The organism is Streptomyces sp. NPDC104367 (genome assembly GCF_055583825.1).
This window is the reverse complement of record NZ_JBVJND010000007.1, coordinates 68,003-83,785: the sequence shown is the minus strand read 5'-3', so window position 1 is coordinate 83,785 and position 15,783 is coordinate 68,003. Positions and strand designations below refer to the sequence as shown.

Below are 15,783 nucleotides of genomic sequence, written 5' to 3'. Positions count from 1 at the left end.
TCGCGGACCCCGACGATGACCGTGCTCATCCTGACCACTGAAGAGGACGTGACGGCGGACATGGTGGTCCTCCGGCTGCACGAGGCAGCGGTGCCCGTCGTCCGCCTCGATCCCGCCGATCTCACCAGTGGTGTCGCCCTGTCGGGCGAGTTCGTCCAGGGCGTCAGCCGCGGGCATCTGTCCGTGAACGGGCGCCTGGTGAGCATGAACGGCCTGCGCTCCATCTGGGTACGCAGGCCGGGAACCGCGGCCGCCCGGGCCGCCCAGCCGTCCGCCTGGCTGTCGGAGGAGTCCGCGCAGGCGCTGTACGGCATGCTGCGGGGCACCGACGCGCGCTGGATGAACCATCCGGACGCGTCCCGCCGGGCCCGGCACAAGCCGTGGCAGCTGCGGCTGGCGCAGCGCAGCGGGCTCGCCGTGCCCGCCACGCTGATCACGACGTTCCCGCAGGCGGCCCGGGAGTTCGCGGAGCGGTTCCCGGACCTGGTGGTGAAGCCGGTGTCGGGCGCGCATCCGCAGGAGCCGCCGCGGGCGGTGCCGACCAGCCGGGTGGCACCGGACACCGACTTCGCGGCGGTGGCGTTCGGTCCGACGCTGCTCCAGCGCCGGGTCGCCAAGCGGGCCGACATCCGGCTGACGGTGGTCGGCGAGCGGATGTTCGCCGCCCGCAAGCCGGTGCACCCGGACGCCCACCCCGACGACGTGGACGTCCGGTTCGCCCCGTCCGTCTCCCCGTGGCTCGCGGTGGACGCCCCCGCGCGAGTCGCCGAGGCCGTTCACACGTATATGAAGGACGCCGAACTGTCCTACGGCGCCTTCGACTTCGCGGAGGACGCCGACGGCATCTGGTGGTTCCTGGAGTGCAACCAGTCGGGACAGTTCGGGTTCGTCGAGATGGACACCGGGCAGCCCATCGCCGAGGCCATCGCCGACTGGCTGGCGGACGGCGTCGGGCGGTGCCGGTCGTACGCCGACGGCGGTCGGAGCACCACGCCTTGACGGGCTCGCCGACGGTGTGGAACAGAGCACGGAGAAAGGAACCGGAAGATGCGCATCGGACTGCTGGGGACCGGCCCCTGGGCACGGGCGGCCTACGCCCCCGCGCTGGCGGGGCACGGCTCGCTGGACTTCGCCGGGGTGTGGGGCCGCCGCCCCGAGGCCGCGGACGGGCTGGCGCGGGAGTACGGCGTCCGGGCGTACGACGAGGCGGACGCGCTGTTCGCCGACGTCGACGCGGTGGCGGTGGCGCTGCCGCCTGGAGTGCAGGCCGAGCTGGCGCTGCGGGCGGCCCGGGCGGGCCGGCACCTGCTGCTGGACAAGCCCCTGGCGCTCGGCGTCGACGAGGGGCGGGCGGTGGTGGAGGCGGCCGAGCGGGCGAGGGTCGCCTCGGTGGTGTTCTTCACCACCCGGTTCCAGTCGGAGCCGGAGTCCTGGATCGGTGAACAGGCCGCGGCGGCGGGCTGGTTCACCGCGCGGGCGCAGTGGCTGGGCTCGGTGTTCACCGACGGCAGCCCGTTCGCCGCGTCGCCGTGGCGGCGGGAGAAGGGCGCGCTGTGGGACGTGGGCCCGCACGCCCTGTCCGTGCTGCTGCCGGTGCTAGGGGACGTACGGCGGGTGGCGGCCGCCGTACACGGCCCCGCGGACACCGTGCACCTGGTGCTCGACCACGCCACCGGGGCCTCCAGCACGGTGACGCTGAGCCTGACCGCGCCCCCGGCGGCGGCCGGGGCCGATGTGGAGCTGCGGGGCGAGACGGGGGTGACGCTCCTTCCGAGGAGTGCGGAAGGAGCGGTCCCCGCCCTGTCCCGGGCCGCCGACGCCCTGCTCACCGCGGCCCGCACGGGCCGCGCGCACCCCTGCGACGCCGCGTTCGGGCTGCGGGTCACCGAGATCCTCACGGAGGCGGAGACCGTGCTGGGCAAGGACGTCGGCTAGGCTCCCGGCCGGCCGTCAGGGACGGCCGGCCGCGGGCCCCGCACAGAAGTTGGCCCGTTCCCGCACGACGGGGTAGCCCGCCCTGGCGAAGTGGGCGGCCATCGGGTGGTTGCCCTGGTCGGTGGCGGCGGCGATGAACTCGGCGCCCTGTTCGACGAGGAAGCGGGTGCACTCCACGAGCAGGTCGTAGGCGTAGCCGTGGCCGCGCTGCTCGGGGAGCACCCCGATGAACCCGACGCACGGCCCCGACGGGTTGCGCCCGGGGATGTGGATGCCGGCCGGCTCGCCGTCGGGGGTGCGGGCGATCTGCCACCACTCGCGGGGCGAGGGCATCCAGTGGAAGAAGTCCATGTCCTCCTGGGCCGCCTGGTCCACTCCCCCCTGCTCGATGGCGCGGCGGGCGTGCGCGTCCAGGGTCGCGGAGTGGATGCGGCGCAGGGCGTCGAAGAACACCCCGTCGTCGGGTTCGGGGGTGAAGGCGAGGCGGCCGGGCCGTCCGGGCAGGCCGCACTCGGGGGTCCAGCGGTAGTTGTAGCGCTCGACCAGCAGCTCGAAGCCGGCCTTGCCCGCGGCGGTGAAGCGGGTCTCGGCGGCCGCGCGCAGGCCGGGGTCGTCGTGCCAGCCGGTGGGCAGGTCGAGTTCCAGCTCCCCGACCTGCCAGGGGGCGGTGCGCAACAGCTCGGCGCCGGCCTCCTCCTCGCCCTCGGCCACGTCGAACCAGTTGATCAGGAGGGGGCGGGTGTCCTGCGGCCGGGCCCACCAGGCGGCCCGGGCCACGACCCGGCCGTCGCGCAGGGCGACGCGCTTCCAGTCGGGGCGGTAGGCGGTGTTTCGGTTCCGCTCGCCCAGGCGCAGCGGGTCGGGCAGGGCGTCGAAGAGGTGGGCGGTGCTGTCGTCGAGCGTACGGATGACCGGATCGGTCACGGATTCCTCCGGGATGCGTGTGACGCGGACGCGCTCCCTGATCGGCTCTGGCCTGTCACGCCCGGACAACGGGGAGGGAGCGCTGGATGGGTGTGGTGATCACGGCGCTCGCCTCCTTCCGTCCGGTCTCTCGGGCGTGCGCTCATACGGTAGGGGCCCGGTCCGCGGGCGTCCACGGGTTTTCCCGCGGCGCGACCGCGGGATCCGGCCGGGCCGCCGGTCCGGGCACGGGCGTAGCTTGGGGATGTGACTTCGGTGCGCGGCTGGTCGCCGCGCGGCTACCGGGACGGTCGTGGCTGGTTGCAGGGTGCGCCCCCGCCACGCTGGGTGCGGGTGCTGCCCGTGGCCCTGCTCGCGGTCGTGACCGTGGCGACACTGGTCAGCCCGGACGGACACGACTTCGGCTTCCTCCTCGGCGCCATCCCGCCGCTCGCCGTGCTCTCGTACGGGCCGCTGGCGACGGCGGTGCTGAGTTCGCTGGTGGTGCTGCTGCTGAACGTGCCCGCCACGCACCTGAACCGCCCCGGCGACACCGATCTGCTCACCGTCACCTTCGTCGCGCTGCTGAGCGTGTTCGTGTCCTACGTCCGCAGTCACCGGGACGCCCAGCTGGTCACCGAGCGGGCGGTGGGCGAGGCGGTGCAGCGGGCGGTGCTGCCGCCGCTGCCGGAGCGGGTGGGCGCGGTGGGGTGCGCGGGGCTGTACCGGGCCGCGCAGCGCGGGACGCTGGTCGGCGGGGACTTCTGCGACGTACGGGACGGGCCCTACGGGGTGCGGGCGGTGATGGGGGACGTGCGCGGGCACGGGCTGGCCGCGGTCTCCACGGTGGTGTCGCTGCTCGGCGCCTTCCGGGAGGCGGTGCTGGACCAGCCGGACCTGGAGTCGGTGGCGGCCCGGATGGACCGCAGGCTGACGGTGGACTCGGCCGGCGCACCGCACCCGGAGCTGTTCGCGACGGCCCTGCTGCTGGAGTTCTCCGGCGATCTCAGGTCGGTGCGGGTGGTGGCCTGCGGTCATCCGGCGCCGGTGCTGCTGCGCGACGGCCGTACCCAGGAGCTGGCCGTCGCGCCCGGGGCACCGCTGGGGCTCGGGCTGGTCGGGGTGGAGGCCCCGAAGGAGGTCACGGTCGAGCTGGGCCCCGGCGACCGGCTGTTCCTGGCCTCGGACGGGGTGTGGGAGGCCCGTGACCGGGCGGGGGCGTTCTACCCGCTCCCGGAGCGGCTGGCCGGGTTCACCGGCACGGACGCGGCCGCGCTCGCGGACCTGGTCTGGGCCGACCTGGCCGGGCACTACGAGGTGCGGGACGACGCCACCATGCTCGTGCTCACGCCCGCCATCCGCTGAGCCTCAGCCCACGTCCCACAGGAAGCGATGGGTGTGGATGCCGAAGTACGGGAACGCCTGGACCTCGCGTACGCCCTCGACGGGCCGGACCACGTCGTTGACGAAGTCGAGCAGGTCCTTCGGGCCGGGTGTGACGACCTCGGCGAACAGGTCGAAGCCGCCCGAGGTGAACACGGAGTAGACGACCTCTGGGTGGCCGGCGAGGGCGTCGGCGACGGCCCGGGGGTCGCCGTCCACGCCGATGCCGAGCAGCGCCATCGCCTGTCCGCCCATGGCCATCGGGTCGGTGACGCCGACGACCTGGACGGCCCGGGAGTCCAGCAGGCGCTGGAGCCGCTGGCGGGCCGCCGAGGCGGACAGGCCGACCTTCGGGCCGAGGTCGGCGTAGGCGATACGGCCGTCGCTCTGGAGTTCGCGCAGGATGGCCCGGTCGATGTCGTCCATGTGCATCGCGGCGCGTCTCCTCAGCCGGCCAGTTCGAGCAGGGCGGCCCCGAACATCGCGGTGTGGGTGTCGACGTCGTGCTCGGTGGTGTCGGGGCACATCAGCGCCATGTTGTGGAACGGGGTGAGCAGGATGCCCCGGTTGGCGAGGTAGAGGTGGAGGAAGTCCTCCAGCTCGGGGTCGGCGGCGGCCTCGGACTCGGTGCCGGTGCGCGGTGCCGGGGAGGCGAAGCGGTACTCGGTGCGGGCGCCGAGGCGGCTGACCGACCAGGGCAGGGCGTGGGTCTCGACGGCGGTGCGGACACCGGTCTCGAAGCGTTCGGCGAGCCTGGTCATCCGGTCGAACGCCGCGTCGGTGAGCACGTGCTCCAGGGTGGCCCGGGTGGCGGCCGTCGAGAGCGGGTTGCCGGCCAGGGTGCCGCCGACGCCGCCCATGTCCACCAGGTCCAGGTCGTCGCGGGCCAGGAGCCGGTCGGCGAGTTCGGCGGAGAGGCCGTAGGCGCCGGCCGGGATGCCGCCGCCGATGGCCTTGCCGATGGTCAGCAGGTCGGGCTCCAGGTTCCAGGCGGCGGTGCAGCCGCCGGGCCCGGCCGAGAAGGTGTGCGTCTCGTCGTTGATGAGCAGTGTGCCGTACTGGCGGGTGAGGGCGCGTACCCCGTCCAGGTAGCCGGCTTCGGGGAGCACGATGCCGATGTTGGTGAGCGCGGGTTCCATGAGGACCGCGGCGACGTCGCCGTGGGCGAGCTCGCGCTCCAGCTGCTCCAGGTCGTTGAACTCGGCGACCCTGCTGGTCAGGGTGACGTCACAGGGCGCGCCGACGTTCCCGGGGCGGGCGACACCGGTGCCGTCGGGGCCGACGACGATGAGGGACTCGTCGACGCTGCCGTGGTAGCTGTAGCTGTTCACGAGGATCTTCGGGCGGCCGGTGACGGCGCGGGCGAGGCGGATCGCCCAGCGGTTGGCGTCGGTCGCGGTGAGCGAGAAGCTCCACCGGGCGAGCCCGAAGCGGCGGGTCAGTTCGGCGCCGACCCATTCGGCGTCCTCGGTCGGCAGCATCGCGGTGGCCCCGCCCTGCTCGGCGAACCTGTGCCGCACCGCCTCGGTCACGGCGACCGGCGAGTGCCCGGCCATCGCGCCGGTGTCACCGAGGCAGAAGTCGATGTACTCGTGCCCGTCGATGTCGGTGACGCGGGCGCCGCGGGCGGTCGCCAGGTACCGGGGGAAGGCGCCGGCGGTCTTGTTCATCCAGGTCATCGGGACCCGGCCGAAGAGATGGTCGGCGCGGGCATATGCCGCCCGGGAACGGGGGTTTCGCCGTTCGGCCTCGGCGCTCTCCCGGGCCAGCAGGGCGTGCAGTCGGGTGCGGTCCATGGAGTACCCCTGGTCGAGAGCGGATGGCGTGCGATGACGAGCGGAACGCCGGGAGCGTACGACCGGAATCGACCACAGATCAAGACCCGACGCTCGAATCGATTGTCGCGACAACCGATTCGAGCGTCGTATCTCGTGAGCGCACCCCTGCCCGACAGGGCGGCGACCGGACCGGTGCTCGATGTTCGAACATTCGCCCCGAAACGCCAGGGTTCGCCACCCCTTCCGCCACTTGGAAATATCTACCAGCATGCATATGCCGGGTTGGCGTGCGAACGCACCGACTGCCCGGTATCGGTCGTTCCCTGCACCCGAAACAGGTGAGCGGATATCTCCCGGAGCAGTGCATGACGAACACGATGTGGATGCAGGGCGTGGAATGGCTCGCGGCGGCCTCGGCGGACCCCCGGGCCTGCAAGTGGGAGTGGGACCACGGGGAGGGCGTCGCCCTGCTGGAGGCGGGCCGGTTCTGGGACGTGCTGAGCGTGCCGGACCGGCTCGGCCTGCTCGCCCTCGACCTGCTGTGGCGGCCTTCGCTGCCGGTGCCCGGGCCGACCCTGGTGGACAGCGCGGCACAGCGGGTCGGCTTTCTGCTGCCGCCCGACCCGTCCGGCGGCTGGATCGGCGCCGGACTGCGGTACGCGAGCAAGGGCTCGTGGGTCGCGGTACCGCCGCCGTACCGGCCCGCGCGGTTCCTGGAGTGGCTGGTGCCCCCCGACGGCAGCGGCGCGCTGCACGCGCCGGCCACGCTGGAGCTGGCGCTGCGGGAGGCGAACGGCACGCTGACGGTACTGGCACCGATGTGGGACGAATGACGAACAGCGAGGTCAGCGGGCGAAGGGCCCGGTCAGCGCCGGAGCGGAAAGACCAGGACGGTGGCCCAGCGGCCCTCCCGTTCGCCCGGCACGGTACGGCCCTGGTCCCGCCACTCGCGCACGAGCTGGGCGTAGATCGGCTCACGCGGAGACAGGGCGAGTGGCCGTCCGGCCGGGCGCCGGGTCGTCGTGATTCCGTCCGTGCCGGGGGAACGCCCGGGTCACGGCGGTGGTACGCGCCGTACGACCGGCTCACCGGGACGGGTGAGCCGGTCGCCCGATCGGTCCCACCGGCCCGGTCCTACAACCGTCCGGGCGGCCTTCGCCGACGGGCACCCTCCGACGGGCCCTCGTATCCTGGGAAGCCGCGGTCCTGACGTCCGGCCCACCGCACGGTCGCTCTCACGTGCTTGGAGTCAGCCCATGTCGCACACGTCCGCCATGCTGCGCAGAGGGGCCTCGATCGCCGTCGTGCTGGGGCTCCTGACGGTGCCTCTGGCCGCGGGTGCCGTCCAGGCCGCGCCCGGTTTCCCGGCCGCCGCGTCCACGGCGCCGCCGGCCACCCCGTCGCCCGCCCCGTCGGCGTCCGGCGGTTCGGACGTGCGGGAGATGACCCCGGCCGTGGCCGGCCGGCTGGACGCGGCCGTGCAGCGGGTGATGCGCGAGGCGAACGTGCCGGGCGTCACCGTCGGCATCTGGACGCCCGGCCGGCCCGACTACGTTCGCTCCTTCGGGGTCGCGAACAAGGCGACCAGGCAGAACATGTCGCCGGATCTGTACATGCGGATCGGCAGCGAGACCAAGATGTTCACCGTGACGGCGATGCTGCAACTGGTCGACCGGGGCAGGATCGGCCTGGACGACCCCATCGGCAAGTACATCTCCGGGGTGCCCAACGGCGACCGGATCACCCTGCGGGACCTGGCCGGCATGCGCAGCGGGCTGTTCAACTACTCCGAGGACGACGACTTCTTCAAGGCGCTGACCTCGAACCCGCAGGGCGCCATGACCCCGCAGCAACTGCTGGGCTACTCCTTCAGGCACCCGGTGATGTTCCAGCCCGGGGCGAAGTTCTCCTACTCCAACACCAATCTGATCCTGCTCGGCCTGCTCGTCGAGAAGGAGAGCGGGCAGTCGCTCGGGGAGTACGTGAGCCGGTACGTCCTCGGCCCGGCGGGCATGAGCCACACGGTCTTCCCGACCGGGAACGAGTTCCCCACCCCGCACGCCCAGGGCTACACCGACCAGACGGCGAACGGACAGGTCGCGGAGACCGCCGACTGGAACCCGTCCTGGGCCTGGGCGGCCGGCGCGATGATCTCCGACCTCGACGACCTGCGCATCTGGGCGCCCACGGTGGCCACCGGGGTCTTCCCCGACGGCAGCACCATGGTCGCCCCGGCCACCCAGAAGCAGCGGCTGACGACACCGCCGACGGGGATCCCGGGCGCCGGGTACGGACTCGGCATCTTCAACGTCCAGGGCTGGATCGGGCACAACGGCTCACTGCCCGGCTACGAGGCCCTGACCGTCTGTCTGCCGTCGGCGCGGACGACCCTGGTCGTGCTGCTGAACACCGACATCAGCTACCACGGCGACATCGAGCCCAGCACGCTGTTCGGCCAGGCGATCACACGGATCATCTCCCCGGCCCATGTCTTCGACCTGCCGGCGCCGGCCGCCGCGACCCGGTGACCCGGCACCCGCCGCGAAACACCAACCCGCCTTTCTCACAAGGCATTTCCGACAGTTGACACAGAAGCGAACAGCCATCGAACGGATTCGAAGCGATGTAACGATTCACCGTGCGAGGCCGGTCAATGACGGTGTGTACTGTGCTGCGAGTGCCACACGGGAGAGCCCTGGGCTCCCCGTACCCGCCGCTGCCCTACTCCCCCTGGAAACCGATTCCATGATCGAATTGCCGGAACTGGTGGCCGGTGGTCTCGCCGCCGGAACGCTCTCCGCGCTCGCCCTCGGCGGCGGCCTGTTGCGATCCCGGCGCCAACAGGCGGCGCTGCGGGCCGAGTTGGCCGACCTTCGAGCCCAACTGGACGGCACCGAGAACGCGTTCGTCACCGAGGTGGAGCATCTCGCCGGCCGCCGGATGCCCGCGGCCGCCGCGCAGCTCGCCCACCCGCACCTCAAGGTGCCGGGCCCGGCGCGCGCGAACACGCCCGGCACGCCGACCGGTATCGCCCTGGAGTACGTACTCAGCGCCCTGCGTGAGGAGTTGAGCGCCCAGCGCATCCGCATCGACGCGGCCGCACAGGCCGGTCTGCGGGGCGCCACCCGGGAGATCCAGGCGGCCCTCTACCGACTCCAGGACGCCCTGCGCGGACTCCAGCAGCGGTACGACGACCCCGAGTTGGCGCAGACGCTGTTCGCGCTGGACCACGAGAACGAGCAGTCGCTGCGCCGCGCGCAGGTCGCCGCCGTGGTGTGCGGGGCCTGGGTCGGGCTGGCCCGCGAGGAGTCCCATGTCGTGGACGCCGTGACCGGCGGCCAGGCCCGGCTCGCGGGCTACCACCGGGTCGGCGTCCACAACCACCTGGAGCCGGGCACCGCCCTGGTGTCGCACGCGGTCGAGCCGGTCGCCATCATCGTCGCCGAACTCCTCGACAACGCGCTGCGGCACTCCTCGCCGGACACCGACGTCGTGGTCAACCTGGAACACGTCCACCACGGTGTGTGCGTCACCGTCGACGACGCCGGCCTCGGCATGACCCAGGACGAACGCGCCCGCGCCCAGCGGCTGGTGGCGGGGAGCGACCCGATCCTGCTGACCGACCTGGGCGACCCGCCGCGCATGGGCCTGGCCGCGATCGGCCAGCTCACCCGCCAGTTCGACCTGACCGTCGACGTCTCCTCGCCCTCGCCGTACGGCGGGGTGCGCGCGGTGCTGCGGGTGGACAGCCATCTGCTCGGCCGGATCGACCCGGAGGAACGGCCGCCCTCGGTCAGCGCGCCGCGCTCGACCCGGGAGCGCACGGCACGCCGGGAACCGGTGCGCGAACCGGCCGTACGGGAACCGGTGGTGCGGGAACCGGGCGTGGGTGAACCGGCCGTACGCGAGGCGTCCGGGCACGGGACGCCGTCGGCCGGACCGGCCGCGCCCGCGGTCCCCGCGCACGGTGACGGGGCCGAGCACGAGCGCGCCGCCGCTCCCGGCCCGGACCCGCGGGGACCGGGGGAGCTCGCCGGTCTGCCGCGCCGGCGCCGTCGCACCCGGGCCACCGCCGACGACGGCGCGCCGGAGCCGCTGCCGCCAGCGCGCCGCCCCGAGGAGGCGGCCGCCGCGCTGGCGGCCCTGCAGTACGGAACCGCGGCGGCGCGGACCCCCAAGCGGGCGAGCGCGCCCGATTCCCAGCGGACCGAAGACGAAGGAGGAGCGGCCAGATGACCAGCCGCGATGCGGGCGAGACGGCATGGGTGCTGGATCCGATCCTGCAGGTGCCCCATGTACTGGCCGCCGTCCTGCTCACCCGGGACGGCCTCGCGACCGGCTACACCGACGCCCTGTCCCAGCCGTCGGCGGAGCGGGTGGCCGCGATCACCAGCACCGTGCAGGGCGCGTGCCGGGCCGCGGCCGCCGCGTTCGCCGACCGGGACCGGGCCGAGGTACGGCAGGTGGTCATCGAGTCGGACCACGGGTACGTGCTGATCGTGCCGACCGACCACGGCACCTGCGTGGCCGCCTACGGCGACCCGGAGGTGCGGCTCGACCTGCTGGCGCACCGGGTGCACTCGCAGGTCGCCCGGCTGGGCGAGAAGGCGATGGCGGCCGCGCCCAGAGGCTCCGACGGCGGCGCGTCGGCATGACCGGCCGCCGTGGCGGCCGTCCCCTGGTCCCCGCGTACCTGTCGACCGGCGGGGTGGCCCGGCCCAGCCGTCCGTACCTGGAACGGCTGACGGTCCTCACCCGCGGCGGGGCGTCCCTGCCCGCCGGACTGCCGGCCGCCGAACAGGCCCTGCTGGAGCTGCTGTCCGGCGGTGCGCTGACGCTGGTGGAGGCCGCGGCGCTGCTGCGGCTGCCGGTCTCCGCCGTCCGGGTGCTGGCCGCCGACCTCGTGGACCGGGACCTGATCAGGGCCCGCGCACCGATCCCGCCCGCCGAACGGTTCGACCCCGACCTGCTGAAGAGAGTGGCCGATGGCCTCCGCGCCCTCAAGCACCAGTGAGCTGCCCCACCCGGGCACCCCGCACCTCCCCGACGCCACCGGCGACCTGGTGAAGATCCTGGTCACCGGTCCGTTCGGGGTCGGCAAGACGACCCTGATCGACGCGGTCTCGGAGATCCGCCCGCTGCACACCGAGGAACAGCTCACCGAGGCCTCGGTCCATGTCGACCAGCTCGACGGGGTGCGGGAGAAGGAGACGACGACCGTCGCGATCGACTTCGGCCGGATCAGCCTGTCCGGCGGGATCGTGCTGTACCTCTTCGGGACACCGGGCCAGGAGCGGTTCCGGACGCTGTGGGACGACATCTCCTACGGGGCGCTCGGCGCCCTGGTCCTGGTCGACAGCCGCCGGATCGACGCCTCCTTCGACGTGCTGGGCCTGGTGGAGGAGGCCGGGCTGCCGTACGCGGTCGCCTTCAACACCTTTCCCGACGCGCCGGACCACTACACGGGCGAGCAGTTGCGCGCGGCCCTGGACCTGGAGCCGGGCACCCCGATGGTGACCTGCGACGCCCGGGACGCGCACTCCTCGATCGACGCCCTGCTCACCCTCGTCCAGCATCTGATCGACGACCGGCCGGCGGAGGCCCGATGACCGCGCAGCAGTCCTTCACCGTCTCCGGGCCGGTACGGCTGTGGGAGGACGGCTTCGCCCGCAACCCGCACGGCTACTACGCGGCCCTGCGCGCCCAGGGCCCGGTCGGCTGGGCGGAACTGGCGCCGGGCACGCCCGCGTACGTGGTCACCGAGCGGCGCGCCGCCCTCGACGTGCTGCGGGACGTCGAGACGTTCTCGCACGACCCGCGGGACTGGGAGACCACGGTCCCCGAGGACTCCCCGCTGCTCGGCATGATGCGCTGGCGGCCCAACGCGCTGTTCTCCGACGCCGGCGCGCACCTGCGCTACCGGGCCACCCTCATCGACGTGTTCGACCTGATCGAGCCGCACGACCTGCGCTCGCTGGTGCACCGCGCGGTACGGCTGCTGGTGGACCGGTTCGGGCCCCGCGGCGAGGCCGACCTGGTCACCGACTTCACCCGGCCGCTGATGGCGCTGGTCTTCAACAACCTGTTCGGGCTGCCGGACAGCCAGGGCGACCGGCTCAACGAGGGCCTCCTGAAGATGATGGAGGGCGGCGCGCAGGCGGCCGAGGGCGAGGCGGAGTACGCCGAGTACGTGCTCAGGCTGGTCGCCGCCAAGGTCGAGGAGCGCGGCGAGGACCTGCCGAGCATGCTCCTGGACCATCCCGCCCAGCTCACCCCGGAGGAGGTCACCTGGCAGGTGTTCCTCACCCTGGGCGCGGGCTACGAGCCGACCACGAACCTGGTCTCCAACGCGCTCTCCCGGATCCTCGGCAACCCGCTCTACTACTCGACGCTCACCAGCGGCGCCCGCCCGGTGACGGACGCGGTGGTGGAGGTGCTGCACCACGAGACCCCGCTGGCCAACTACGGGATCTACTACGCCCGCAGGCCGGTCTCCTTCCACGGCGCCTGGGTCCGGCCCGCGGTCCCGGTGGTGGTCTCCTTCGGCGCCGTGGGGCTGTTCGCCGAGCGGGAGGTGATCAGCGGCCGGCGGCCCGGGGACGCCTCGCACCTGTCGTGGGGAGCGGGCCCGCACGCCTGCCCGGTCCGCCATCACGCCCTGCTCATCGCGACCGAGGCGATCGAGCAGCTCACCCTGTGGCTGCCCGACCTCGACCCGGTGCTGCCCCGCGAGCGGCTCAACTGGCGGCCCGGCCCGTTCCACCGCTCGCTCACGTCCCTGCCCGTCCGGTTCAGTCCCCGCTCCCCCGACCAGCCAGGAGAGTCGTCGTGACCGTCACCGACCGTATCGCTCTGGACCCGTTCGGCTCCGACATCCCGGCGGAGAGCGCGCGGTTACGCGCCCTCGGCCCGGTGGTGCCGGTCGAGCTGCCCGGCGGGATACCCGCCTGGGCCCCCACCGGCTACGACGTCCTCAAGGAGCTGATCCTCGACCCCCAGGTCAGCAAGGACCCCAGGCAGCACTGGCGGTTGTGGCCGCAGATCGGTCGACATCCCTCCTGGGGCTGGGTGCTGGGCTGGGTGGGCGTGGTCAACATGCTCTCCGCGTACGGCCCCGACCACACCCGGCTGCGCCGGCTGGTGGCGCCGAGCTTCACCCACCGGCGCACCGAGGCGATGCTGCCCCGGGTCGCGGCCATCGCCGAGGAGCTGCTGGACGACATGACGGCGGCCGGCGCCGACGGCTCGCCGGTGGACCTGCGCGCCGCGCTCGCGCACCCGCTCCCCATGCGGATGATCTGCGAACTGTTCGGCGTGCCGGACGAGTTGCGGGACGGCACCGGTGAGCTGATCGCGGCCATCATGGACACCTCCGACCCGAGCCCCGAGCACGCGGCGTTCGTGCAGGAGCGGATCGGCACGGTCCTCGGCGCGCTGATCGCGTACAAGGCCGGGCACCCGGGCGACGACATGACCACCGAGCTGATCCGGGTCCGCGACGAGGACGGCGACCGGCTCAGCGACGAGGAACTGCTGTACACGCTGCTGCTGGTGATCGGGGCCGGTTTCGAGACCACGGTCAACCTGATCGGCAACGCGGCCGTCGCCCTGCTGACGCATCCGGTGCAGCTGGCGGCGGTGCGGGCCGGTGCGGTCGGCTGGGACGCGGTGGTGGACGAGACGCTGCGGGTGCATCCGTCGATCGCGTCGCTGCCGCTGCGGTTCGCGGTGAGCGACCTGAAGATCGGGGGCGTGGTCGTGCCGGCCGGGGACGCCATCATCACGACGTACGCGGCGGCGGGGCTGGACCCGGAGCACTTCGGGCCGGACGCGGGCGCGTTCGACGCGGCGCGCGGGGCCGACGACCATCTGTCGTTCGGGATCGGGGTGCACCGCTGCATCGGCGCGCCGCTGGCCCGCGCGGAGGCCCGGGCGGCGCTGCCCGCGCTGTTCGACCGCTTCCCGGGGCTGCGGCTCGCGGCCGGCGAGGACGAGCTGCGGCAGGTCCCGTCGTTCATCGCGTTCGGCTGGCAGGAGATCCCGGTGGTCCTGGGGCCGTGAAAGAGGGTCGCGGGGGCCCCGACCGGTCCCCCGTTCCGGTCGTGCCCCCGCGAAAAGTGAACTTACGTGCGGATCCGGCCGTTGGGTACCGCGCCGGTGCCCGTTCGGGCACGCGGAGGGCTCACCCGTGCACAGGTGAGTCCGGTTGGCCCCGATTCGCCCGCCGCAGGGCGGGGGCGGCCAGTTCACCGAGGACGAGGTGGGCCAGGACGACCTCGTAGAGATCGGTGCCGGAGGCCAGCAGTTGGCGTTCCAGGACGGGTTCGGCGCCGCGGACGTGTTCGCGGACGGTCTGGGCGTGCACGCCCAGGTCCTGGGCAGCGCGTTCGGCGTTGCCGCCGGCCGCGATCCACGCGCGCAGGGTGCCGCGCAGGTCCCGGCCGTCCCGGGCGAGGCGGTCCAGCAGGTCGTGTGCCCAGGCGCGCAGTCCGGGGCCCGTCAGCAGGTCGCCCAGCCCCGCGCCGGAGGGCTGCGCGGTCTGCCCGGCGGAGTCCTCCGTCCAGGACGCCTGGGTGTTGAGGGCCAGGTGGGCGGTGGCGCGCACGGTGAGGTCGGAGAAGTCGGCGCCCAGCAGGGCCTCGACGCGGTCCATGCGGGCGCGCACGGTGTTGCGGCTGACGCCGAGCACCTTGGCCGCGCTGACGGCGGTGAACTCCAGGCCGAGGCGGGTGGTGGCGAGGAGTTCCGCGCGGGTGTGGTGGGGCAGTGTGTCGAGCGGCCGCAGCACGGCGGTGGACCAGGCGTGCAGCACGGCGGGGTCCATCAGCCGTTCCGGGTGGGTGCGTTCGGCGTAGACGGCGGCCTGGTCGGGGCGGAAGCGGGCGACGGCGAGGGCGCTGACGGCCTGGCCGTAGGCGGTGGCGGTACGGGCGAGGCTCTGCCGGACGCTGCCGCCGAGGTAGGTGCCGGGGCGGCCGTCGACGAGCGAGCGCAGCCACTCCCCCGCGCCGGCCGCGGGGCTGACGACGATGACATGGCCGTCCACCGCGGGGCAGCGGACGACGAGGGCCTGGCCGCGGGTGATGTCGAGGCAGTCCTCGGCGAGCCCGTCGCGGTCGGCCGGGTCGCCCTCGACGATGTACACGAACGCGCTGTCGGTGTCGAGGAGTCCGGGCCACAGTCCCGCGGCGACCCGGCGGGCGGAGACGGTGTCCTCCACCATCAGCAGTTGCAGGATGGCCAGGCGCAGGTCTGCGGTGGCCCGCCGGAGCCGGTGCCCGGACGCCGTCAGTTCGCGTTCGCGCAGCAGGAGTTCGACGACGCCGGCGGTGTGCGTGACGATCTCCGCGGCGCGCCGGTCGAAGGGGGTCGCGCGGGCCACGGCGAGCAGTCCGGTGCCGGCCGGGCGCGGGTCGGCGGCGCGGACGGCGACCAGGCGCAGATGCCGGCCGTCGTCCTGGACGGCGGCGGCGGAGATGCGGCCGGCGACGACGTCGGCGACGAGGCCCGCGTCGAGGGGGATCCGCTCCCCGGCGAGCAGGGTGCCGTCGGCGCTCCGCAGGCAGACGTCCGCCTGCACGGCCCCGGCGAGCCAGTCGACGACCCGGCGCGGGTCCCGGGCGCCGGGACGCAGATGGTCGAGCAGCCGTGCGGCCCAGTCGTCGGCGTGGGATGTCGGGGGGTGCGGGCCCTCACCGGCTCGGCCTGCCATGTCGCCCCGCTCCTCGTCCATCGCGTCCACCTCGGCATACGGACGTTACCCGATGGACCGCGACCGCTCCCG

The 15,783-nt window shown here is 73.7% G+C and carries 15 protein-coding genes; 11 read left to right on the top strand and 4 right to left on the bottom strand.

From position 1 onward, the window contains the following. The first annotated feature begins 15 nt into the window (after nt 1–15). Both tgmB and ACZ619_RS12725 read left to right on the top strand, forming a co-directional pair. The gene (gene tgmB, locus ACZ619_RS12730; protein WP_469597726.1) at nt 16–999 is read left to right on the top strand and encodes an ATP-grasp ribosomal peptide maturase; all 984 of its coding nucleotides are present in this window, start codon (nt 16–18) and stop codon (nt 997–999) included. A 48-nt stretch (nt 1,000–1,047) separates the two neighbouring features. Continuing rightward, entirely contained in the window at nt 1,048–1,935 is an 888-nt protein-coding gene (locus ACZ619_RS12725) for a Gfo/Idh/MocA family protein (protein ID WP_469597723.1), read from the top strand. Between the two features lie 15 nt (nt 1,936–1,950). On the opposite strand, the gene ACZ619_RS12720 is transcribed toward ACZ619_RS12725, so the two are convergent. Then, nucleotides 1,951–2,859 carry a GNAT family N-acetyltransferase gene (locus ACZ619_RS12720; RefSeq protein ID WP_469597720.1) on the bottom strand — a complete coding sequence of 303 codons (909 nt, stop codon included), beginning with the start codon at nt 2,857–2,859 and terminating at the stop codon, nt 1,951–1,953. Nucleotides 2,860–3,105: 246 nt separating this feature from the next. Here ACZ619_RS12720 and ACZ619_RS12715 point away from each other — a divergent pair, with 246 nt between their 5' ends. Then, nucleotides 3,106–4,203: a PP2C family protein-serine/threonine phosphatase gene (locus tag ACZ619_RS12715; protein ID WP_469597718.1), complete on the top strand. Its 1,098-nt coding sequence runs from the start codon at nt 3,106–3,108 to the stop codon at nt 4,201–4,203. Nucleotides 4,204–4,206: 3 nt separating this feature from the next. On the opposite strand, the gene ACZ619_RS12710 is transcribed toward ACZ619_RS12715, so the two are convergent. Next, nucleotides 4,207–4,647, bottom strand: a complete 441-nt coding sequence (locus ACZ619_RS12710) for an Lrp/AsnC family transcriptional regulator (protein WP_469598212.1) — start codon at nt 4,645–4,647, stop codon at nt 4,207–4,209. A 20-nt stretch (nt 4,648–4,667) separates the two neighbouring features. Then, nucleotides 4,668–6,017 carry a transaminase gene (locus ACZ619_RS12705; RefSeq protein WP_469597716.1) on the bottom strand — a complete coding sequence of 450 codons (1,350 nt, stop codon included), beginning with the start codon at nt 6,015–6,017 and terminating at the stop codon, nt 4,668–4,670. A gap of 347 nt (nt 6,018–6,364) precedes the next feature. On the opposite strand from ACZ619_RS12705, the gene ACZ619_RS12700 reads away from it, so the two are divergent. The 8 genes from ACZ619_RS12700 (at nt 6,365) to ACZ619_RS12665 (ending at nt 14,060) form a co-directional block, all read left to right on the top strand. Beyond that, nucleotides 6,365–6,832 (top strand): hypothetical protein, encoded by a 468-nt coding sequence (locus ACZ619_RS12700; RefSeq protein ID WP_469597714.1) that lies wholly within the window; start codon nt 6,365–6,367, stop codon nt 6,830–6,832. Nucleotides 6,833–7,255: 423 nt separating this feature from the next. Further along, on the top strand, nt 7,256–8,527 hold the full coding sequence (locus ACZ619_RS12695) for a serine hydrolase domain-containing protein (protein ID WP_469597711.1): 1,272 nt from the start codon (nt 7,256–7,258) through the stop codon (nt 8,525–8,527). A gap of 217 nt (nt 8,528–8,744) precedes the next feature. Next, nucleotides 8,745–10,235, top strand: a complete 1,491-nt coding sequence (locus tag ACZ619_RS12690; RefSeq protein WP_469597709.1) for an ATP-binding protein — start codon at nt 8,745–8,747, stop codon at nt 10,233–10,235. Then, a complete protein-coding gene (locus ACZ619_RS12685; RefSeq protein ID WP_469597706.1) occupies nt 10,232–10,654 on the top strand; it encodes a roadblock/LC7 domain-containing protein in 423 nt (140 codons plus the stop codon). Before ACZ619_RS12690 ends, ACZ619_RS12685 begins: the two co-directional genes overlap by 4 nt. Next, nucleotides 10,651–11,013: a DUF742 domain-containing protein gene (locus tag ACZ619_RS12680; RefSeq protein ID WP_469597705.1), complete on the top strand. Its 363-nt coding sequence runs from the start codon at nt 10,651–10,653 to the stop codon at nt 11,011–11,013. Before ACZ619_RS12685 ends, ACZ619_RS12680 begins: the two co-directional genes overlap by 4 nt. After that, nucleotides 10,985–11,608, top strand: a complete 624-nt coding sequence (locus ACZ619_RS12675; RefSeq protein ID WP_469597702.1) for a GTP-binding protein — start codon at nt 10,985–10,987, stop codon at nt 11,606–11,608. The genes ACZ619_RS12680 and ACZ619_RS12675 overlap by 29 nt, the downstream gene beginning before the upstream one ends. Then, nucleotides 11,605–12,831 carry a cytochrome P450 family protein gene (locus tag ACZ619_RS12670; protein ID WP_469597699.1) on the top strand — a complete coding sequence of 409 codons (1,227 nt, stop codon included), beginning with the start codon at nt 11,605–11,607 and terminating at the stop codon, nt 12,829–12,831. Before ACZ619_RS12675 ends, ACZ619_RS12670 begins: the two co-directional genes overlap by 4 nt. Further along, nucleotides 12,828–14,060 (top strand): cytochrome P450 family protein, encoded by a 1,233-nt coding sequence (locus tag ACZ619_RS12665; protein ID WP_469597696.1) that lies wholly within the window; start codon nt 12,828–12,830, stop codon nt 14,058–14,060. Before ACZ619_RS12670 ends, ACZ619_RS12665 begins: the two co-directional genes overlap by 4 nt. 121 nt (nt 14,061–14,181) lie before the next feature. Here ACZ619_RS12665 and ACZ619_RS12660 read toward each other — a convergent pair whose 3' ends face one another. Beyond that, the gene (locus tag ACZ619_RS12660) at nt 14,182–15,711 is read right to left on the bottom strand and encodes a helix-turn-helix domain-containing protein (protein ID WP_469597693.1); all 1,530 of its coding nucleotides are present in this window, start codon (nt 15,709–15,711) and stop codon (nt 14,182–14,184) included. Nucleotides 15,712–15,783: the final 72 nt, after the last annotated feature.